The organism is Flavobacterium filum DSM 17961 (assembly GCF_000425465.1).
Lineage (GTDB): Bacteria > Bacteroidota > Bacteroidia > Flavobacteriales > Flavobacteriaceae > Flavobacterium > Flavobacterium filum.
This window is the reverse complement of the sequence record NZ_AUDM01000013.1, coordinates 94,045-114,790: the sequence shown is the minus strand read 5'-3', so window position 1 is coordinate 114,790 and position 20,746 is coordinate 94,045. Positions and strand designations below refer to the sequence as shown.

The following is a 20,746-nucleotide window of genomic DNA, read 5'->3' as shown; positions in this document are numbered from 1 at the left end:
ATCCAAAAATAGAAAGAATTTCCTTAATGTTATAGTCGTCAAATGTAGTATTTATATTTTGGTTTTTATTGATTTTATTTCGCTAAGAGTATTATTTTAATCTATTCAATTAAAATAAAAAAACTAGTAATTTAACTGGTTTTATTGTGTATCAACATTCGAATTATTCTTTTTTTCTTTTAAAAACATATCTAGTTATAAATATTCCTGAACCATCATCTTTTCCGGCATCACTTTCTACACCACTGCTTACAAAAGCCAATTCCCACCCTTCTTGAGCATAGGCATTGAGCATACTTGATAATATGGCATCATTGCTGGCTATGTTTTGAAAATTTATACCAACCATCGAATAAAAATTTAATAAGTTGGTTTCTTTAAAGTTTTCAGCTTTATTTTCTTTTCTACTTTTTGTGTCTTTTTGTCGTCCGGCATTACTTGCCATCACTGGAGAAAAATCTCTTTCTTCATTATTTTCAATAACCCTAGATCTCCCCAATCCACCAGGTACAATAGATTCAACACTAGTGACAATTTTGAATTCATAGGTTTGGGCATAAATACCTGTTACACTAAAAACAGCTAAAATGGTGATGATAAATTTTTTCATTTTAATAAATGTTTAAATTTTAATTTGAATTATAAAAGTAAAAATTTTTAGATAAACAAAGTAGAAATAATTAACAAAGTAGAATGTCAAGGGAGTGAAAAATGATGAAATAAAAGCTAATTAATAATACTAAAACACTTGCAATCCACATTTAAATCAAAGAAATTACTTTTTCAGCTTTAATAAAAGTAATTTATATTTGATAAATATTATTAGTTAATTATCCTATTCTAATACAAAAAGAAAAATATGTATTCCATCATCAAAACAAATTCAGATAACAAAGCCTTTCAACAATTAGTCATTGAACTCGATAAAGAATTAGCCATTAGAGATGGTGACGAACATGCCTTTTATGATCAATTCAATAAAATTACAACAATTAAACATGTGATTGTAGTTTTTGAAAAAGAGATTGCGGTGGGTTGTGGAGCTTTGAAAGAATATGATACAAACACAATGGAAATCAAACGCATGTACGTGCCTTTGGATAAAAGAGGAAAAGGTATTGCTTCTATGATTTTAAAAGTATTAGAAAGTTGGGCAAAGGAAATGGGGTATTCCAAATGCATTCTGGAAACCGGTGTCAATCAACCTGAAGCTATCGGGCTTTACAAGAAAAACCTGTTTACTGTCATTCCTAATTACGGACAATATACCGGTATAGAAAATAGTGTATGTTTTGAAAAAGTATTATAATTCTAAATGTGTAGTTTGATTTAAATTTAATGTAAAGAGAAGTTATTATTTATAAACTTTATATGTCAAAAAAACAATTCAATATTTTACTTTTTATTACCTCTTTTTTTGGATACTTAGAATGGGGAAAGGACAATCATTCCTTTATATTTGAGGTGGAATGGGAAGTAATAGCTAAAGTATTCTCTAATCCGCTTGCTATAGTGCATCCTTTTATTTTGTTACCGCTTTTGGGACAAATGCTCATTTTTATTACGTTGTTTCAATCCATTCCTTCCAAAAAGCTAACGTACATTGGTATTGCATGTATGAGTATTCTTTTTGGAATGATGACAATAGTAGGATTGTTAAGCCTAAAGTGGACAATTTTGTTATCTACACTTCCCTTTTGGATAATAGTAGTGATGATTTTTCGGTTTAAAAAGCAATAGAGTTGTAACCACTAGGAGCACATAGAAGGCACAAAAGAACACGAAGATTTATTTGCATTAATCCTTAAACCATTAAGAAATTAAGCTTTATTAAGGAAAGATAGAAATTTAGGAAATCTTTTTATTACTTTTAGATTGTCGGAAAACTGAGTTCAGACAACCGTCAACCCAAAATAAAAAAAGCAACCCGTTTCCGAGTTGCTTTTCAGGGTAATTTATGTTAAGTGGAATTATTTCACATCAAAACGATCAGCATTCATGATTTTAACCCAAGCGTTTACAAAGTCGCGAGCGAACTTTTCTTTGTTGTCATCTTGGGCATACACTTCAGCATACGCTCTTAATATCGAGTTAGAACCAAATACTAGGTCCACACGCGTTGCGGTCCATTTGGTAGCTCCGGTTTTACGGTCAACAATGTTGTAAAGGTTTTCTCCAACCGGTTTCCAACTGTAGCTCATGTCGGTTAAGTTAACAAAGAAATCATTTGATAGAACGCCTTCATTGTGGGTGAAAACACCGTGTTTTGTTCCGGCATAGTTAGTGCCTAATACTCGCATTCCACCTAAAAGAACAGTCATTTCCGGTGCAGTTAAACCAAGTAATTGAGCTTTGTCTAACATCATTTCTTCCGGAGCAACGATATAATCTTTTTTCAGGAAGTTACGGAAAGCATCGTGCAATGGCTCAAGATCAGCAAATGATTTCACGTCGGTCATTTCTTGTGATGCATCACCACGACCGGGAGTAAAAGGAACCGTGATGTTGAAACCACCGTCTTTGGCTGCTTGTTCAATCGCAGCAGAACCACCCAGCACTATCAAGTCAGCCAAGCTTACTTTTTTAGCCAATCCGGATTGAATTTCGGTTAAGGTGTTGATTACTTTTTGCAAACGACCGGGCTCATTTCCAACCCAATCTTTTTGAGGAGCTAAACGAATGCGTGCACCATTCGCACCTCCTCTAAAGTCAGACCCACGGAATGTTTTGGCACTATCCCATGCTGTATTGATTAAATCAGCTCTAGTTAAACCGGAGTTCAATAATTTAGACTTTAATTCTTCAATTTCTGAAGCTGATAATGTGTAGTCAACTGTTGGTACCGGATCTTGCCAAATCAAATCTTCTGCCGGAACATCTGCTCCAAGGTAGCGTGATTTTGGTCCTAAATCTCTATGCGTTAATTTGAACCAAGCTCTTGCAAATACATCGCGGAAATACGCCGGGTCTTGTTGGAAACGTTCCGATATTTTGCGGTATTCCGGATCGATTTTTAAGGCCATATCCGCATCTGTCATAATCGGATTTCTGCGAACTGACGGATTATGAGCATCGATTGGCATGTCTTCTTCGGCTATGTTAATTGGCTCATATTGCCATGCACCTGCCGGACTTTTCTTCAATTCCCAATCGTATTTAAATAATAAATGGAAATATTCATCGTCAAAAACAGTAGGATGAGTAGTCCACGCTCCTTCTAAACCGGAAGTAACCGTATCTGTACCGTTTCCGTTCCCTTTTGGATTCATCCAACCAAAACCTTGGTCTTTGATATCTCCACCTTCCGGACTTTCGCCTAGAACTGAAGCATCTCCATTTCCGTGAGCTTTACCAACCGTGTGACCACCGGCAGTTAAAGCAACTGTTTCTTCATCATTCATGGCCATACGTTCAAAAGTAACACGCATGTCACGAGCTGTTTTTAGAGGATCAGGGTTTCCATCCACTCCTTCCGGATTCACGTAAATTAATCCCATCATTACAGCTGCAAGAGGATTTTCAAGATCGCGTTGACCTGAATAACGCGTTCCTTCACTACCGGATGGTGCAAGCCATTCTTTTTCTGAACCCCAATAGATATCCTTTTCAGGATGCCAAATGTCTTCTCTACCACCTGCAAAACCAAATGTTTTGAAGCCCATGGATTCATACGCCATATTACCGGCTAAAATCATTAAATCGGCCCATGAAATTTTGTTACCGTATTTTTTCTTGATTGGCCATAATAAACGACGGGCTTTGTCTAAGTTTCCGTTATCAGGCCAGCTGTTCAAAGGAGCAAAACGTTGATTTCCGGTATTGGCTCCTCCTCTACCATCAGCTACTCTATATGTTCCAGCTGCATGCCACGCCAAGCGAATCATCAAACCTCCATAGTGACCCCAATCTGCAGGCCACCAAGACTGACTATCAGTCATAAGGTTTTTTAAATCTTGCTTTAATGCTTCTAAATCCAATTTTTTGAATTCTTCGGCATAATTAAAATCTTCTCCAAGTGGATTGGTTTTTTTGTCGTGTTGGTGAAGAATGTCTAAGTTTAATGATTTTGGCCACCATTCCATTACAGACTGATTTGCATTTGAATTGGCTCCGTGCATCACAGGACATTTTCCGGATGCAGAAGGCGATGGAGTAGCTTCATATCCCATTGCTTGATGATGATGAGGGCATTTTCCTTCAGTTGAATTGTTCATAATACTATATTTATTGTTTATTAATTTGTTTTGAATCTTGATATCATTTATGCCTATAAATTTACGAAAATTAAAGCGATAAATAATGGATTTTTCTTTATTTAGCAATTAAATAACGTTACAAACGAGTTTACATTTAGTTATTAATTGCGGTACTAAAGTAATACATCATTTTCTATTCAAAAATAAAAACGAATAGATTTTATCTATATTAAAATTTAAATTCCTCTTTTCTTGGATTCATTAAATATCACATGAAATTAGAACTTTATCAAAAAAATCATAAAATTGATAAGTATTCCGTGAATTGATTTAATATTGTAGTATCAATATATAGTATCATGAAACATTTTTATGTCATTTGCTTATTCGTCACTTTTATTTCAACCGGTCAAAATTTCACCCGAAGAGATTCGTTACAAGGAAGTCTACGACCGGAACGAACTGCTTTTGATGTGCAACGCTATGATTTGAATATCATTATTCAACCTGAAACGAAATCAGTATCAGGATACAATGATATAACCTATAAATGGGTCAAACCTTCTAAACGAATACAGATTGACTTGTTTGAGAACATGCAAGTGGATAGTATTGTACTTCAAAAAAGCAAACTTTCTTATACTAGAGAATTAGATGCTGTATTTATTGATATTCCTAACGAATTACATGTCATTGCTGAAACAACCCTTCGATTTTATTATTCAGGTTCGCCATTAGTTGCCAAAAATGCTCCTTGGGACGGTGGATTTGTTTGGAAAAAAGACAGTAACGGAAAAGATTTTATTGGAGTTGCCGTACAAGGAACAGGTGCAAGTTTATGGTATCCGGTGAAAGATCACCAAACGGATGAACCGGATAGAGGAGCATCGGTGAAAGTAGCGGTTCCTAATGGCTTAATGAATGTTTCCAATGGTCGTTTTTTAGGAAAAGAAGACCTTAAAAATGGTTTTACGCGTTGGGACTGGGAAGTAAAAAGTCCGATTAACAATTATAATATTGTGATTAACGTGGCTGATTATGTGCATATTCATGATCATCACAAGGGTTTGGATTTGGATTATTATGTTTTACGGGAAAATGAAGCCAAAGCACGACAACATTTTGAAGAAGTCAAACCGATGATGGATTGTTTTCAATCGAAATTTGGCAGTTATCCTTTTGCAGAAGATGGCTTTAAGTTGGTTGAAACTCCTTATTTAGGTATGGAGCATCAAAGTGCTGTAGCTTACGGAAATAAGTATCTAAAAGGATATATGGGAAATGACATGACCGGCACCGGTGTGGGACTACTTTTTGATTATATCACCATTCATGAAACCGGACATGAGTGGTTTGGCAATAGCATCACTTCTAAAGACATAGCCGACATGTGGATTCACGAAAGTTTTACAACTTACACCGAATCGGTATTTGTAGAATGTCAGTTTGGATATGAAAATGCCATGAGCTATATCAACGGTCAAAAACGGATGGTAGGTAATAGAAAACCGATTATTGGACAGTTTGGCGTAAATTTCAAAACCGGAAATTCGGACATGTATTATAAAGGTGCGTTAATGCTTAATACTATTCGTCATATTGTTAATAATGATGAGAAATGGTGGACAATGTTACGTAAATATGCTGAAACTTATCGTCATCAAATCATTGAAACGAAAGATGTGGTGGACTTTTTTACTAAAGAGTCAGGATTAAACTTAACTCCTATTTTTGAACAATATTTGAAATATAAAAACCTACCGGAATTAGAATTTAGAGTGGAAAAAAAGAAAATAGAAGCTAGATGGAACACTGATGTAACCGGTTTTGAAATGCCGATTGAATATTATGCTAGTGGAAAAAGTTCGCGTGTTGTGGTTAGTAATGATTGGGTAAGAGTTCCTAATGCTACTGCTGTTGAAGACATTCAATTGTCATTGAATAAAATGTTGATTACGGTTAAGAAGTAATTTTTAGTAACTGATAAATTGATTAAAAATAAACCTGACAGGTTTTCAAAACCTGTCAGGTTTGTTTGAAAGTATTCAAGTAATAGCTAGAGCTTTAACTCATAAACTTCCCCAACGTATCTTTTCGAACAATTTTACCGGTTGGTGTTTCTTCAAAATGTTTCACAAAGTGAATTTCTTTTGGTTTTTCGTATTTGTCTAACACTTCAAAAACAGATTCTTCAATTGGCATAGGTTCACCTTCTACAATTAAAACCAGTCGTTCACCCAACACCGGATCAGGTTTACCGGCCACAAAATAACGTCTCGGGATTCGGGTGGCAAGTTTTTCTTCAATTTGTTCGGGAATTAATTTGATTCCGCCACTATTAACTACATTATCGTATCTACCTAGCCAAATGAATTGGTTTTCAGAGACCATTTCTACAATATCATTCGTTTCAATAATATCCAGAGAAACAGAAGGAGCTTTAATTAACAAACAGTTTTTATCATCCAACGACAACATTACATTTGGAAAAACGGTAAAAGCCTCCTCTCCCATTTTACGGGCGGCAATGTGCGTAATGGTTTCCGTCATTCCAAAGGTTTCATAAATTTCTGATTTAATTTTCAGTAATTTTTGTTCTAAAGGTTTAGTGATTTTCGCTCCACCAATAATGATTTTACGAACATGTTTTAATTTGTCTAATGAATATTGAGCCTGCATAGGTACTAAAGCTGCAAAGTCATAATCATAATCAATCTTCGCTAATGGATGTGAGCTTGGAGCTACGAAATCAATTTCTAATCCTAAAATAAATCCGCGTATCAACATCATTTTACCGGCTACATAATTGGCAGGTAAGCAATGAAGTACTTTATCACCCGGTTTTAAATCAAAAAAATCTCCGGTAGCCAAAGCCGACCGAACCATTGCTTGTTTGTCAACTTTGATTAATTTGGGTTTACCGGTTGAGCCGGAAGTATTCATTTCGATATAGCTTTTATCATCAAACCAGTCCAAAAGGAAATCGCCAACAGGTTTTTCAAAATCCTCCCCTTCTTTGATGAAGCTATATGCAAACGTACAAAGCTCTTCACGATTTAAGTGAAAACCGTTTAATTTGAATTTATTGTGTACGTTATGATAGGTAATTTCAGTATCAATCATTTGCTCCTATAGTATTAATTTGATCATTTTGCGGTAAATATTCATGGACTTTTCCGGTTAGTTTATCTTTCCAGTTTGTCCATTTGTATTTCTTACCAAAAATAAACAAAAGAATCGGAAAAATGACCAAAACCGGAAACAAAACATCAAACCCTGCGGATGGTTCAGATACATCTTTTAAGATAGAATGTGTTTGAAAAGCGGTCCAATCTGCCGTTACTAATAGTGCTCCGATTAAGTTGTTGGCCGCATGAAAACCCAACGCCAATTCTAAACCTTCATCCATTAACGTCATAATGCCTAAAAAGAAACCGGTTCCTATATAATAGACCATAATGATCATTCCTAGCTTACCTACTTCCGGATTGGCAATGTGCATTAATCCGAATGTAATTGATGTTATAAGTAAAGGAATTAATCTACTTTTAGTAACTACTCCAATACCTTGCATTAAATACGCTCTAAAAAAATATTCTTCAAAACTGGTTTGCAAAGGAATGAGCAATAATGCTAATAGTAAAAAAGGAAAAAATTTGATAGGATCAAAATTGATGACAAAATTCTCAGGTGACAACCAATACAGAATAAGGGTTGTGATTGCAGTAAAGCCTCCCCAAACAGAAAAAGAGAAAAACACGCGTTTCCAATCAATTTTTTCTCTTGAAGTGGTTAAGCTGGTAATGCTTTGACCGTGAATAAATTTGACCCACAATAATAAAACAAGGCAACAAAATGCCAATTGACCTACCATAAGGGCAAAAGTAAGATTGGTGCCAAACTTATCTATAATCATTTGTAGCAGTTCTTCAGTATTAACATCTGAGGTTGTAATAAAGTTTACGAGAACTAACCCCAAGAATACCAAAGGAATAGGCAAATAGAGAATTATATTAAATTTTTTGTTGTTAACTTGTTCTATATACATACAAACGATTTTTTATTTTCAAATATAAGTTAATTCTTTAAGAATAAGTTACATTTTTTTTAACTAAAAATGCGTTTCAATGATTTTACTTTGCCAAAAAAAAGCTAATGATTCGAATATTACATAATTCGCGATGTGGAAAATCAAGAGATGGAATTGCACTTTTGGAAGCATCCGGAAAAGATTTTGAAGTGATTAAATATTTGGAACATCCTTTAAATGAAGAAGAATTAAATGAATTAATCCAGAAACTGAACATTCGCCCCATTCAAATCGTTCGACAGAAAGAAAAACTTTGGATCGAGCAATATAAAAATCAAAACCTATCTGATAATGAAATTTTAAAAGCGATAGCAGCCCATCCTATTTTAATGGAACGACCTATTGTAGTTACCGATAATAAAGCAATTATAGGTCGACCTCCACAACAAATTATTGATATTATTTAGAATAATTCCATTCATCTTTTAACAAAGGTTTGTGATTTTAAGATTAAACCTACGTCTATTTTTGCAATCTTATTTTACATTAAAATAAATCTATGAAAAAATCAATCAACTTATTACTTATCTTATTTTTAACACTCTCAATTGATGCTTTAGCTCAACGTCCTGAACCTAAAAAAATTAAAGTTTCAGGAAAAGTAATTGACAAATCTACTTCTCAACCGTTAGAGTATGCCACTATTGTATTGCAAAGTGTTAGAAATCCTGAAATGGTAACCGGAGGAATTACAGATAGCAAGGGTGAATTCAGCATTGAGACGTTTGCTGGAAATTATAACGTTCGATTTGAATTTATATCCTTCAAAACGATTGAATATAAAGGACGTGCTTTACAAGCAGATACAAATTTTGGTACTATTACGTTAGAAGACGAATCTACACAATTGGATGGTGTAGAGTTAAGAGCAGAACGTTCAACTGTTGAAATTAAGCTTGACAAACGCGTTTATAACGTTGGTCAAGACATGATGGTGAAAGGTGGAACCGTAAGTGATGTGTTGGATAACGTTCCTTCAGTATCTGTTGATGTAGAAGGAAATGTAAGTTTACGTGGAAATGAAAACGTACGCATTTTGATTGACGGTCGTCCATCAAATGCGATTAATGTAACTGATGCTTTGCGTTTAATTCCGGCTGATGCTATTGATAAAGTAGAAGTGATTACCAATCCATCGGCTCGTTATGATGCAGAAGGTGGAGGTGGAATTATCAATATCATTTTGAAAAAAGGTAAGAATCAAGGCTTTAATGGTGTAATTACAGGTACTGTTGGGGACCCAAGAAATTATGGTTTAACGGGAAATATTAATTATAAATCTGAGCAATTCAATTTATTTTCTACTTTGGGTTGGAGTGATCGTAATAGTCCAGGAAATTCAAAAACCGATTCAAAAATTTTAAATCCTGAAACAGGAGAAATTATTCGTTATCAAAACGAGCGACGAGAAAATAATCGTATCAGAGATGCTTTTAACGGAAGTTTTGGTGCGGAATGGATTTTAGATAAATCATCCTCATGGACAAATACCTTTTCTTATCGCAATGACAATGGTTCAAATCCGGATGAAGTACTTTTCTTTAACTTTGATGCTGATAGAAATCCAACGGGTACAAGAAGACGTTTTAATAACCAAATCAGCAATGGGGAAAATATTGAGTTTTCTTCTAATTATGTAAAAAACTTCCAAAAAGACGGGCACAAACTAACCGTTGATTTTTCTGCATCAACCAATAAAGATAACGAAGATGCATTGATTGAAGATGACATTGATCAGACTACATTTAATGCTCAAAGACAAACTCGAAACTTAATTCAAACCGACTATGTATTACCATTGGGAAAAAATAGTCGTTTTGAAGCCGGATACCGTGGAGATTTTACCAAAATTCTTACTGATTTTCAAGTAGAAACATTTAACGAAACGAACAATCAATTTGAAATTGACCCTTTATTTTCAAATCTATTTGAATACAAGGAATATGTAAATGCTTTATACACTCAATTTGGTTCTAAGATTAATAAATTTTCTTATTTATTTGGATTGCGTTGGGAAGATTCTAATATTGGTGTAAATGTTATTTCGGATGATAATTTTAATACTAAAAAGTACAACAACTTTTTTCCAAGTGCCTTTTTTGCTTATGAAATATCAGACAAAAGCAATGTTACTTTAAGTTACAGCAGAAGAATTCAACGTCCGAGAGGAAGATTTTTAAATCCAACAGCTAATTTATCCAGTAATATCAATATTTTTAGAGGAAATCCGGATTTGGATCCTGCTTTAACACATGCCATTGATTTGGGGTATTTGAAAAGATGGGATAAATTAACATTTAATACGTCTGCTTACGTTAACAAAACGGAAGATGTATTTCAATTTATAAGAAGAGAATCCGGAGTAATAATTGACGGCGTTCCACAAATTTTGAGCGGTCCAATTAACTTAGCGACCGAATATAGAATGGGTTTTGAATTCACCTTGAATTACTCTCCATATAAATGGTGGCGATTGAACGGTAATTTTAATTTCTTTAGAAATGAAACCCAAGGCGAATATAACTATACTAACTTCTTAGGTAATGATGTAGTTATTGATTTGGATAATGTAGCAACGAGTTGGTTTGCTAGAATCAATTCTAAAATCACGTTGCCTTACAAAATCGATTGGCAAACCAATGCCACCTACAATGCTCCACAAAACAACGCTCAAGGAAGAAGTTTAGGTGTTTTAAGTGCCAACTTGGCCTTTAGCAAAGATATTTTAAAAGATAAAGGAACAATAGCGTTAAACGTAAGTGATGTGTTTAATTCCAGAAAAAGAATTTCTGAAGTGAATTTACCTCAAGTACAATCCTATAGTGAAATGCAATGGCGAGTAAGACAAATCAATCTTACCTTTACTTATCGTTTCAATAAGCAGAAAAACGAAAGAGAGAAAAATCAAAGAAGAGAAAATGGAGATGATGGTGAGTTTATGGGAAGACCATAAAAAAAGGGATGCAATCGCATCCCTTTTTTTTACAAATCAATATGGTTAAGAGATTTGTTCTTCTTTTTTAGCCTTTCTCTCTTTGATTAATTCCATGATTGCTCCGCCCAACCAATAGTGAACAAAACCAACCAAGAAAATCATTAACCAAAAACCAATGGTTAAAATGGTTAAGAAAAGTAAAAAGCCTAAATACTGTTGAAATTCAAACATGTTTTCCGGAATTTATCGAATTCAATTACAAATGTAATTTAACTATATCATTTTATCAAGATAAATTCAAAAATATTTTAAAATAGGAATGTTAATAAGTAAATTTGTGGTCGGTTATTGGTTGTCGGTTGTCGGTTGTCGGTTGTCGGTTATTGCTTGTCGGTTGTCGGTTGTCGGTTGTCGGTTATCGGTTATCAGTTGTTGGTTATTGGTTATCCGTAAACGGTTTCCATGATTGTGGATAAAGAATTGGTAATGAATGATGAAGAATATGATACAAATCCGTGAAAATCCATTACAACGAAGCTGTCAAAATCCGTTCCGATAGCTATCGGAATCCGTGTTCCATTTTTTAGTTACGGGTTTAAAAAATAACATATAATATTTACAGATTTTAAAGTTGTAAAAATCTGTGTTCAATAAAAAACAAATTAAATTATAAATATACATAACCATGAATTATCGTATTGAAAAAGACACCATGGGCGAAGTAAAAGTACCCGCCGATAAATATTGGGGAGCACAAACAGAGCGTTCTCGCAACAATTTTAAAATTGGGCCATCCGCCTCTATGCCAAAAGAAATTATTGAAGGCTTTGCTTACTTAAAAAAAGCAGCGGCTTATGCCAATCATCATTTAGGCGTTTTATCGATTGAAAAAAGAGATGCAATAGCAACTGTTTGCGACGAAATCTTAGCCGGAAAATTAGATGATCAATTTCCGTTAGTGATTTGGCAAACGGGTTCGGGCACACAAAGTAACATGAATGTGAACGAAGTAATTGCCAACAGATCACAAGTGTTAGCCGGATTCAACATTGGCGAAGGTGAGCAACTTGTAAAAGCAAATGATGATGTAAATAAATCACAATCTTCCAATGATACCTTCCCTACCGGAATGCATATTGCTTGTTACAAAGCGGTTATTGAGAAAACAATTCCGGGTGTTACGCAATTACGTAATACATTCAAAGCAAAATCTGATGCGTATATGAATGTGGTAAAAATTGGACGTACTCACTTGATGGATGCCACTCCCCTAACCCTAGGTCAGGAATTTTCTGGATATGTTTCGCAATTGGATCATGGTTTAAAAGCGTTGAACAATTCATTAGCTCATTTATCAGAATTAGCTTTAGGAGGAACAGCGGTTGGAACCGGTTTAAACACCCCTAACGGTTACGATGTAACAGTAGCCAACTACATAGCTGAGTTCACCGGATTACCTTTTGTAACCGCTGAAAATAAATTTGAAGCGTTAGCCGCTCATGATGCTATTGTTGAAACTCACGGAGCTTTAAAAATGCTAGCCGTTTCATTAAACAAAATTGCTAACGATATCCGAATGATGGCCTCAGGACCACGTTCCGGAATTGGTGAAATTTTGATTCCTGAAAATGAACCTGGTTCTTCTATTATGCCAGGAAAAGTAAATCCAACGCAATGTGAAGCCTTAACGATGGTTTGTGCTCAAGTAATGGGTAATGATGTAGCAATCACAGTTGGTGGTACGCAAGGTCATTATGAATTAAATGTGTTCAAACCGGTGATGGCTGCAAATTTCTTGCAATCCGCTATATTAATTGGTGATGCTTGTGTTTCGTTTGACGAACATTGTGCACAAGGAATCGAACCAAATTATGGAAGAATCAAGGAATTGGTTGATAATTCATTGATGTTAGTAACGGCTCTAAACACTAAAATTGGATATTATAAAGCGGCTGAGATTGCTCAAACAGCTCATAAAAACGGGACAACTTTAAAAGAAGAAGCTGTTCGATTAGGATATGTTACCCCGGAAGATTTTGATGCTTGGGTGAAGCCGGAAGATATGGTGGGAAGTTTGAAATAAACTTTATTTTTTCAAAATTTTAAGACTTGTGTTTATGCACAAGTCTTTTTTTTACCAATCAATTGTGGTTTTACTTTGCTTCCTTAACAACTCATTTACTTTACCAAAATGACCATTTCCAAACCATAATCCCCTATTTGCACTTAACGGTGATGGGTGACCACTTTTCAGAATAATATGCTTTTTTTCATCAATAAACTTTGTTTTTTGTTGAGCATAATTTCCCCATAAAATAAATATTAATTGTTCATTTTGATTGGATAATTCCTTAATAACATAATTTGTAAAAGTTTCCCATCCTTTCCCTTGATGGCTTCCGGCAAGATTTTCTCTAACGGTTAATGTGGCATTTAATAGCAAAACACCCTGTTCAGCCCAACGTTCTAAATTTCCGGAAATCGCAATTGGAATGTCTAAATCGCGTTCTAATTCTTTGAAAATGTTTTGTAAAGATGGAGGGAAAGCCATACCGTCATTCACTGAAAAACACAACCCATTGGCTTGTCCGTGACCGTGATAAGGATCTTGACCAATGATAACCACTTTCGTTTCAGAAGGTGGAAAATACTTAAAAGCTGAAAAAATCATTTCTTTAGGAGGATAACAGCGAAATGACACATATTCCTTCTCTACAAAATCTGATAAATTTTGAAAATAGGTTTGCTGTAAAGTCGACTCCAAAAAAGAATACCAATCAGTTGGGATGAATTTTTCCATACAATAGTCTATACTACAAATGTACATAATCCTAAACAATTCATATACTTTTCATAAAAAGGGAAACAATCAAAATAATGCGTAAATTTGCGTAAAATTGCTACACTACATGATTTCTATTTCAGATAAAACCCTGAAGGATTTAGAATTTGCCACCATATTACAAACGGTTTCTGACCGTTGTAACACCGAACTGGGAAAAGAAAAAGCATTATCCATTACACCTTATAAAGATAAAAATGTGTTGATGGATGGATTGCAACAAACATCCGAGTATTTATCTTCTTTTTCCAATAATAATGCATTGCCTAATCACGGTTTTGACAGTATTGCTCATGAAATCAAATTCATCGGAATTGAAAACAGTTTCTTAGAAGTAGGTAGTTTTAGAAAAATTGCCAATTTGTCTGAAACGGTCAACACAATGTTGCTGTTTTTGAAGAAATTTCACGATTATTATCCCACCTTATTTCAAAAATCTTCTACAATTGAATTTACTAAATTTATCATTCAAAAAGTAGATGAAGTGATTGATAAATATGGTGAAATTAAAGACAATGCTTCGCCGGATTTAATTAATATTCGCCGTGATATTAGTGTGGTGAGAGGTAAAGTGAACCAAAGTTTTGGGATGGCCATGAGCCAATATAACAGTCTTGGTTACTTGGACGAAATCAAAGAGAGTTTTGTTGAAAACCGACGTGTTTTAGCGGTTTTAGCGATGTATCGCAAAAAAGTGAAAGGTAGTATTTTGGGCAGTTCCAAAACCGGTAGTATCGCTTACATTGAACCTGAAGCTACGTTTCGTTATTCGAGAGAATTGAGTAATTTAGAATATGAGGAGCGTGAGGAGATTGTTCGCATCTTAAAAAAGCTCACCAATGATATTCGACCATTCAAAGAGTTATTGATTGACTATCAAGAATTTTTAAGCGACATTGATGTGATTGCTGCAAAAGCGAAATATGCCTTAAAAATTAATGCCATTCTTCCTACTATTGTGGAAGAAAAAAGAATGTTTTTTAGGGATGCCTTCCATCCTATTTTATATTTGAACAATAAAAACAAAGGAGAAACAACTTATCCACAGACCATTGAATTGGATAATACTAATCGAATTATTGTGATTTCCGGACCAAATGCAGGTGGAAAAACCATTTCATTAAAAACGGTTGGTTTGTTACAATTGATGCTTCAATCGGGGATGTTAATTCCGGTACATGAACGTAGTGAAACCTTTTTGTTTGATCGAATACTCACGGATATTGGCGACAATCAATCCATTGAAAATCATTTGAGTACGTATAGTTACCGACTCAAAAACATGAATCATTTTTTGAAAAAGTGCAATGCCAAAACCTTATTTTTAATTGATGAATTTGGAACGGGTTCCGACCCTGAATTAGGTGGTGCTTTAGCAGAAACTTTTTTAGAAGAATTTTATCATCGTGAAGCTTTTGGAATCATTACCACTCATTATACCAATTTAAAAATACTTGCCAACGAATTGCCATTTGCTTCCAATGCTAACATGCTTTTTGATGAAAAATCATTAGAGCCCATGTATAAATTGGTTTTAGGTCAAGCCGGAAGTTCATTTACGTTTGAAGTGGCTCAGAAAAACGGAATACCCTACGGACTCATTAATAGAGCTAAAAAGAAAATTGAAAAAGGCAAAATTCGTTTTGACCAAACTATTGCAACGCTTCAAAAAGAACGTTCAAAGTTAGAAAAAACTTCGTTGAATTTGAAAGAAGAAGAATCAAAAGCTCGTGAAGAAAGCAAACGAATGGAGACGATTAATGCAAAAATTCAAGATAAACTAGAGCGTTATCAAGAACTATACGACGCCAATCAACGGTTGATTTATTTAGGTCAGAAAATCGATGATTTATCATCAAAGTATTTTCAAAACAAAGACAAAAAAGTATTGATAGGTGAACTTTTAAAAATTGTAGAAATTGAAAATTCCAAACGGAAAAAGAGTTCAGCAAAAGAACAATCGATTGAAGTAAAAAAGCAGAAAGAAGTTCTCAAAGAAGTTCAAGAAAAAGTTGAAGAAATCAGAACAGATAAAAAAGAAAAAAAATTAAAAGCCATTAAAGCCGAAACAGAAAAACCAAAAATCGTCTTGAAAATTGGCGACCGAGTGCGAATGATTGATGGAAAAGCGGTTGGTACGTTAGATAGCATTGAAAAAAATAAAGCCACGGTTAATTATGGTTTATTTACCTCAAAAGTAAGTCTTGATGCTTTAGAATGGGTTGAATCAAAGAAATAAAAAATGTTGAATTTACCTGAAAATAAAAAAATTATTCTTTTTGATGGAGTTTGCAATTTATGCGAATCTTCCGTTCAGTTTATCATTAAACATGACCATAAAGATGTTTTTAGATTCACTTCCTTGCAATCTGAAATTGGTCAACAAATAAGCGAATACATTGGAGTTTCAAATCACAATCTAGATAGTATAATTCTTTATGTGCCGGGTGAAGCCTATTATGTGAAAGCAGAAGCCGCCATGCAAATTGCCAAAGAATTGAATAGTTGGCATAAGATTATTGGTTATTTATCCTTTACCGGAAAATTAGGAAATTTCATTTATGATTATGTAGCAAGCAATCGCTATAAATGGTATGGCAAAAAAGATCAATGCATGCTTCCTTCACCTGAATTGATGAAAAAATTTCTGAACTGATAAAAGTCATATTTTTTTGGTTTTACAAAAAGTAAATTTGCTTCATAAATCTTTTTGGAATGAAACTATCAACGATTGCTTTGTATTCTTGGGACAATGGTGCCATTATTATGATTGGTGTATTTGCACTTGTCATTATTGGTTTGGTTGGAGCATTAATGCTTATGATGAATAACGGTAAAAACAAAAAAGACTAAGCAAAAACTTAGTCTTTTTTTATGCAGTGAAAATTAAATTAGTTTTTCACAATCTTTTTTGTTGCAACACCTTCAGCTGAAGTAATGTTTACAATGTACATTCCTGAGTTTAATTCACTGATGGAAACTTGAGCTTCAGCAACTCCATCAAAATCTATTGACTTCACTACTCTTCCGTTTACATCAACTAATTGAACATTAGAAATCAATGCACTATTATGACTAATTGTCAAATTATTTGAAGCAGGATTTGGAAAAACAGAAAAATCCAATTCAGATGATTTTGGTAAGCTTAATACATTTCCTGTATATTTGAAGATACCACCGGTTGTTGCATTTTGAGAGAAACCTCCTGAAAATCCAATAGTTGTATTTCTAAATCTACAAATAGTATGTTGCACATTGTTGTCAATACCTGTCCAAGTTAAACCATCATTAGTACTATAAGATGAACCGGAATTATTAGTTGCTGAACCGGTAGAAACTACATTAGAAGTTCCCGGTACGTATGCTAAATCAGCTAAGTAAAAAGGTCCGGAGAAAGATACCGGTGTCCAGTTTTCACCGCCATCATTAGTTGACCATAATTGTCCGGCATTAGAACTTAACAAACCTTTAGTTGTAGATGAGAAAGTATAACTTCCGTTTTCTGATTGACCACCAAAATCATTTAATGGTGATTGGAATGCTACCCAATTTAAACCTCTATCAGAAGAACGAAAAATTCTACCATAATTAGTTCCAAACCAAATCGTATCGCCAATAACAGCATAATTATTTACATAGCCATATTCGCCGGCATCTGCAGGAGCAGGAATATTCGCACTTGGAACGCGTGTCCAAGTTGTTCCACCATTATTGGTTGTATAAATTTCATAATAACCACCTACAGGGTCTCCTTGACAAACACCATTGTTAGCATCCCAAAAATGAACAACATTAGCGAACGCCGCAGAATTATTAAAAAGTGCAGTAGTTTGCTTTGCCCATGTAGAACCTCCATTTGTAGTTTTCCAAATTCCACCAGCAGCTGAAGATGTGGGATGTGCAGCTACCCAAGCCGTATTAATATCTACCGAAGTAATACATGATAATGCCAATGAACCGGCTCCACTTGTTAAAGTAAAAGAAGCTGAAGTCCAATTATTTCCTCCATTAGATGTTTTTGCATATTCTTTAATTGTTTGTACATCAGAAGCTGAACCATCATATGCAATAATCCAAGTTACGTTATCATCCGGCATCGAAACACTTCTAACACCTCTGCTAGCCGCAGTAAATGAAGTAGCTTTTTCAGTCCAGAATTGAGCACTAACCGTAAAAGTAGTTAGCAAAGAAAATAGTAATAGTTTTTTCATAAATAGTTAATTTTAAAATCGATACGAATATACTAAATTTTTTTTAGTGACTTAATTTTTAATCGTTAATTTATTAACTGATTTTGCCACAACCGTTGAAACGGCAGCATCGCTGGTTACATTTACCACTGTTCTACACATATCCAAAGGACGATCAATAGCAAAAATAAGTGCCAATCCTGCTTCGGGAATTCCCGCTTGACCTAATACAATTACTAGCATTACCATTCCCGCACTAGGAACAGCTGCCGAACCAATAGAAGCCAAAGTTGCCGTTACAACTATCATCAATTGCGTTGGTAAATCCAATGGAATTCCCATGGCTTGAGCGATAAATACGGCGGCTACAGATTGATATAAACTGGTTCCATCCATATTAACGGTAGCACCAAGTGGTAAAACAAAACTTGACACTTCTTCATCTACTCCAACATGTTCTGTAACTCGTTCCATCGTAACGGGTAATGTTGCTGCACTTGAACTAGTAGAAAAAGCTAACAATTGAGCAGGAGATATCGCTTTAAAGAATTTTACTGGAGAATATTTTGCCAATACAATTAACATTGTAGGATAGAAAACAAATACCATAATCAGTAAACCTAACACTACGGTTAATGCATACACCAATAGAGCATTTAAAGTTGAAAAATCAGGAATTTCAACCATTAAAGCAGACATTAAAGCAAAAACGCCGATGGGTGCTCCTAACATAATAATGTCGATTATTTTTAAAATGACATCATTTAAACCTTTAAAAAAATCAACTACCGGTTTAGCTTTTTGTTCCTCTATTAAAATCAAACCGATTCCTATTAAAATAACAAATAAAATCACTTGCAACATAGAAGCATTATCGGTCATAGCTCTGAAAAAATTTTCGGGAACTACATCAACCAAAGGCTGTAGAGGTCCACTATTTTTAGCTTTGTCGGCTAATTCAATTTTTTGAGCGGCATCGCCTGCAAAATTTTCTAGCAAACTGTTTCGTGAAGCTTCATTTATGTAATTTCCTGGTTGTATGACATTAGCTAAAACCAAACCAATACTAACAGCAGTAACCGTTGTTATCAAATATAAAACTACGGTTCGTAAGCCTAGTTTTGAAAGTTTTGAAATATCTTTTAAATCTGATAATCCAACAATAAGCGAGACTACAATTAAAGGTACCGCTATCATTTTTAACAAGTTTATAAAGATTGTACCGAAAGGTTTAATCCAATCGACAACAATGCCTTTTAACTCTAAATTTTTCATGATAAAACCGAAAACTAATCCGAAAACCATTCCGATTAATATTTTCCAATGTAAGGCTAATTTCATATTATTTTTGATAACTGTTTTGAAGTAAATAAAAATCGGCTAACACTAAGGCTGCCATTGCTTCCACAATAGGAACTGCTCTCGGGACAACACATGGGTCATGTCGTCCTTTACCTTCAATGGAAACCACTTCTCCTTCATGATTAATGGTTGTTTGTGTTTGCATAATGGTTGCAACCGGTTTGAATGCAACTCTAAAATAAATATCCATACCATTAGAAATTCCACCTTGAATTCCGCCTGATAAGTTAGTGGAAGTTGTTCCATCGGGTTGAATCAAATCATTGTGTTCACTCCCTTTCATTTGTGCACCACAAAAACCACTTCCGAATTCAAAACCTTTTACTGCGTTTATGGAAAGCATTGCTTTTCCCAGTTGTGCATGTAATTTGTCAAAAACCGGTTCACCCCAACCAATCGGTACATTTTGAATTACACATGTAATGGTTCCACCAATCGTATCCCCTTCTTTGCGAATGGAACGAATTAATTCTTCCATTTTTTGAGCGGTTTCCGCATCAGGACATCGAACAGGATTTGATTCAATTTGAGAAAAGTCTAAGGCTTGATAGGGTTTATTAATAAAAATTGAGCCAACAGAAGAAACAAATGCATTGATTTTAACCTCTTTAATAATTTGTTTTGCAATGGCTCCTCCAACTACTCTACTGGCCGTTTCACGTGCAGAACTTCTACCACCACCTCTATAATCGCGATGACCATATTTTTTTTCATAAGTAAAATCGGCATGACTTGGACGAAAAGCGGTTGCCAAATGAGCATAATCGGTTGACTTTTGATTTGCATTTGGAATCATAAAGCCAATTGGAGCTCCCGTCGTTTTACCTTCAAAAATGCCGGATAAAAACTGAACTTCATCTGACTCTTTTCGTTGTGTAACAATGGCTGACTGTCCTGGTTTTCTTCTGTCTAATTCGTTTTGAATAGAATCAAAATTGAGATTAATTCCGGCAGGACAACCCTCTAAAATACCGCCAATGGCTTCACCGTGTGATTCACCAAAAGTGGTTAAAATCAAAAGTTTTCCGAAACTATTTCCGGCCATATAAATAAGTTTTTCAACAAAAATAAGCTTTTTCATTCAACTTTTGAAGTTATCATTAAAATTGAATTCACAAATTCATAACAATC

18 protein-coding genes are annotated in these 20,746 nt (G+C 34.5%); 9 read left to right on the top strand and 9 right to left on the bottom strand.

What is annotated here, in order from left to right; all coding sequences use genetic code 11:
• Positions 1-163: 163 nt before the first annotated feature.
• Positions 164-610: a hypothetical protein gene (locus H601_RS0109555; RefSeq protein WP_026711310.1), complete on the bottom strand. Its 447-nt coding sequence runs from the start codon at positions 608-610 to the stop codon at positions 164-166.
• A 249-nt stretch (positions 611-859) separates the two neighbouring features.
• Here H601_RS0109555 and H601_RS0109550 point away from each other — a divergent pair, with 249 nt between their 5' ends.
• Positions 860-1,309: a GNAT family N-acetyltransferase gene (locus H601_RS0109550; protein WP_026711309.1), complete on the top strand. Its 450-nt coding sequence runs from the start codon at positions 860-862 to the stop codon at positions 1,307-1,309.
• Positions 1,310-1,371: 62 nt separating this feature from the next.
• Positions 1,372-1,740 (top strand): hypothetical protein, encoded by a 369-nt coding sequence (locus H601_RS0109545; protein WP_026711308.1) that lies wholly within the window; start codon positions 1,372-1,374, stop codon positions 1,738-1,740.
• A gap of 230 nt (positions 1,741-1,970) precedes the next feature.
• On the opposite strand, the gene katG is transcribed toward H601_RS0109545, so the two are convergent.
• Positions 1,971-4,169: a catalase/peroxidase HPI gene (katG, locus tag H601_RS0109540; protein ID WP_051220715.1), complete on the bottom strand. Its 2,199-nt coding sequence runs from the start codon at positions 4,167-4,169 to the stop codon at positions 1,971-1,973.
• A gap of 386 nt (positions 4,170-4,555) precedes the next feature.
• Here katG and H601_RS0109535 point away from each other — a divergent pair, with 386 nt between their 5' ends.
• The gene (locus H601_RS0109535) at positions 4,556-6,166 is read left to right on the top strand and encodes a M1 family metallopeptidase (RefSeq protein WP_026711306.1); all 1,611 of its coding nucleotides are present in this window, start codon (positions 4,556-4,558) and stop codon (positions 6,164-6,166) included.
• A 94-nt stretch (positions 6,167-6,260) separates the two neighbouring features.
• On the opposite strand, the gene H601_RS0109530 is transcribed toward H601_RS0109535, so the two are convergent.
• Positions 6,261-7,319, bottom strand: a complete 1,059-nt coding sequence (locus H601_RS0109530) for an AMP-binding protein (RefSeq protein WP_026711305.1) — start codon at positions 7,317-7,319, stop codon at positions 6,261-6,263.
• Positions 7,312-8,244 (bottom strand): CPBP family intramembrane glutamic endopeptidase, encoded by a 933-nt coding sequence (locus tag H601_RS0109525; RefSeq protein ID WP_026711304.1) that lies wholly within the window; start codon positions 8,242-8,244, stop codon positions 7,312-7,314. The genes H601_RS0109530 and H601_RS0109525 overlap by 8 nt, the downstream gene beginning before the upstream one ends.
• A gap of 107 nt (positions 8,245-8,351) precedes the next feature.
• Here H601_RS0109525 and arsC point away from each other — a divergent pair, with 107 nt between their 5' ends.
• Positions 8,352-8,693: an arsenate reductase (glutaredoxin) gene (gene arsC / locus H601_RS0109520; RefSeq protein WP_026711303.1), complete on the top strand. Its 342-nt coding sequence runs from the start codon at positions 8,352-8,354 to the stop codon at positions 8,691-8,693.
• A gap of 92 nt (positions 8,694-8,785) precedes the next feature.
• Positions 8,786-11,239: an outer membrane beta-barrel family protein gene (locus tag H601_RS0109515; RefSeq protein WP_026711302.1), complete on the top strand. Its 2,454-nt coding sequence runs from the start codon at positions 8,786-8,788 to the stop codon at positions 11,237-11,239.
• Between the two features lie 45 nt (positions 11,240-11,284).
• Here H601_RS0109515 and H601_RS16630 read toward each other — a convergent pair whose 3' ends face one another.
• A complete protein-coding gene (locus H601_RS16630) occupies positions 11,285-11,452 on the bottom strand; it encodes a hypothetical protein (protein ID WP_026711301.1) in 168 nt (55 codons plus the stop codon).
• A 454-nt stretch (positions 11,453-11,906) separates the two neighbouring features.
• Here H601_RS16630 and fumC point away from each other — a divergent pair, with 454 nt between their 5' ends.
• Complete coding sequence (gene fumC / locus H601_RS0109505) at positions 11,907-13,304, top strand: class II fumarate hydratase (RefSeq protein ID WP_026711300.1); 1,398 nt, start codon at positions 11,907-11,909, stop codon at positions 13,302-13,304.
• A gap of 51 nt (positions 13,305-13,355) precedes the next feature.
• Here fumC and H601_RS0109500 read toward each other — a convergent pair whose 3' ends face one another.
• Positions 13,356-14,021, bottom strand: coding sequence for a uracil-DNA glycosylase (locus H601_RS0109500; RefSeq protein ID WP_026711299.1), 666 nt, complete (start codon positions 14,019-14,021; stop codon positions 13,356-13,358).
• Positions 14,022-14,130: 109 nt separating this feature from the next.
• Between H601_RS0109500 and H601_RS0109495 the strand changes: the two genes are divergently transcribed.
• From H601_RS0109495 to H601_RS16625, 3 genes are read left to right on the top strand one after another with little or no spacing between them, the layout of a single operon-like run.
• Positions 14,131-16,302: an endonuclease MutS2 gene (locus H601_RS0109495; RefSeq protein ID WP_026711298.1), complete on the top strand. Its 2,172-nt coding sequence runs from the start codon at positions 14,131-14,133 to the stop codon at positions 16,300-16,302.
• A 3-nt stretch (positions 16,303-16,305) separates the two neighbouring features.
• A complete protein-coding gene (locus H601_RS0109490) occupies positions 16,306-16,719 on the top strand; it encodes a thiol-disulfide oxidoreductase DCC family protein (RefSeq protein WP_026711297.1) in 414 nt (137 codons plus the stop codon).
• Positions 16,720-16,778: 59 nt separating this feature from the next.
• Positions 16,779-16,916 carry a hypothetical protein gene (locus H601_RS16625; protein ID WP_169628262.1) on the top strand — a complete coding sequence of 46 codons (138 nt, stop codon included), beginning with the start codon at positions 16,779-16,781 and terminating at the stop codon, positions 16,914-16,916.
• Positions 16,917-16,954: 38 nt separating this feature from the next.
• Here H601_RS16625 and H601_RS0109480 read toward each other — a convergent pair whose 3' ends face one another.
• The 3 genes from H601_RS0109480 to aroC are packed head-to-tail and all read right to left on the bottom strand — an operon-like array spanning position 16,955 to position 20,660.
• The gene (locus H601_RS0109480; RefSeq protein ID WP_026711296.1) at positions 16,955-18,274 is read right to left on the bottom strand and encodes a T9SS type A sorting domain-containing protein; all 1,320 of its coding nucleotides are present in this window, start codon (positions 18,272-18,274) and stop codon (positions 16,955-16,957) included.
• Positions 18,275-18,325: 51 nt separating this feature from the next.
• On the bottom strand, positions 18,326-19,594 hold the full coding sequence (locus H601_RS0109475; protein ID WP_026711295.1) for a dicarboxylate/amino acid:cation symporter: 1,269 nt from the start codon (positions 19,592-19,594) through the stop codon (positions 18,326-18,328).
• Between the two features lies 1 nt (position 19,595).
• Complete coding sequence (gene aroC, locus H601_RS0109470; RefSeq protein WP_026711294.1) at positions 19,596-20,660, bottom strand: chorismate synthase; 1,065 nt, start codon at positions 20,658-20,660, stop codon at positions 19,596-19,598.
• Between the last annotated feature and the right edge of the window lie 86 nt (positions 20,661-20,746).

Excerpts from the sequence above, each read along its gene's own strand:
- H601_RS0109555 (WP_026711310.1), bottom strand. The coding sequence starts at position 610 with ATGAAAAAATTTATCATCACCATTTTAGCTGTTTTTAGTGTAACAGGT.
- H601_RS0109550 (WP_026711309.1), top strand. The coding sequence starts at position 860 with ATGTATTCCATCATCAAAACAAATTCAGATAACAAAGCCTTTCAACAA.
- H601_RS0109545 (WP_026711308.1), top strand. The coding sequence starts at position 1,372 with ATGTCAAAAAAACAATTCAATATTTTACTTTTTATTACCTCTTTTTTT.
- katG (WP_051220715.1), bottom strand. The coding sequence starts at position 4,169 with ATGGGATATGAAGCTACTCCATCGCCTTCTGCATCCGGAAAATGTCCT.
- H601_RS0109535 (WP_026711306.1), top strand. The coding sequence starts at position 4,556 with ATGAAACATTTTTATGTCATTTGCTTATTCGTCACTTTTATTTCAACC.
- H601_RS0109530 (WP_026711305.1), bottom strand. The coding sequence starts at position 7,319 with ATGATTGATACTGAAATTACCTATCATAACGTACACAATAAATTCAAA.
- H601_RS0109525 (WP_026711304.1), bottom strand. The coding sequence starts at position 8,244 with ATGTATATAGAACAAGTTAACAACAAAAAATTTAATATAATTCTCTAT.
- arsC (WP_026711303.1), top strand. The coding sequence starts at position 8,352 with ATGATTCGAATATTACATAATTCGCGATGTGGAAAATCAAGAGATGGA.
- H601_RS0109515 (WP_026711302.1), top strand. The coding sequence starts at position 8,786 with ATGAAAAAATCAATCAACTTATTACTTATCTTATTTTTAACACTCTCA.
- H601_RS16630 (WP_026711301.1), bottom strand. The coding sequence starts at position 11,452 with ATGTTTGAATTTCAACAGTATTTAGGCTTTTTACTTTTCTTAACCATT.
- fumC (WP_026711300.1), top strand. The coding sequence starts at position 11,907 with ATGAATTATCGTATTGAAAAAGACACCATGGGCGAAGTAAAAGTACCC.
- H601_RS0109500 (WP_026711299.1), bottom strand. The coding sequence starts at position 14,021 with ATGGAAAAATTCATCCCAACTGATTGGTATTCTTTTTTGGAGTCGACT.
- H601_RS0109495 (WP_026711298.1), top strand. The coding sequence starts at position 14,131 with ATGATTTCTATTTCAGATAAAACCCTGAAGGATTTAGAATTTGCCACC.
- H601_RS0109490 (WP_026711297.1), top strand. The coding sequence starts at position 16,306 with ATGTTGAATTTACCTGAAAATAAAAAAATTATTCTTTTTGATGGAGTT.
- H601_RS16625 (WP_169628262.1), top strand. The coding sequence starts at position 16,779 with ATGAAACTATCAACGATTGCTTTGTATTCTTGGGACAATGGTGCCATT.
- H601_RS0109480 (WP_026711296.1), bottom strand. The coding sequence starts at position 18,274 with ATGAAAAAACTATTACTATTTTCTTTGCTAACTACTTTTACGGTTAGT.
- H601_RS0109475 (WP_026711295.1), bottom strand. The coding sequence starts at position 19,594 with ATGAAATTAGCCTTACATTGGAAAATATTAATCGGAATGGTTTTCGGA.
- aroC (WP_026711294.1), bottom strand. The coding sequence starts at position 20,660 with ATGGCCGGAAATAGTTTCGGAAAACTTTTGATTTTAACCACTTTTGGT.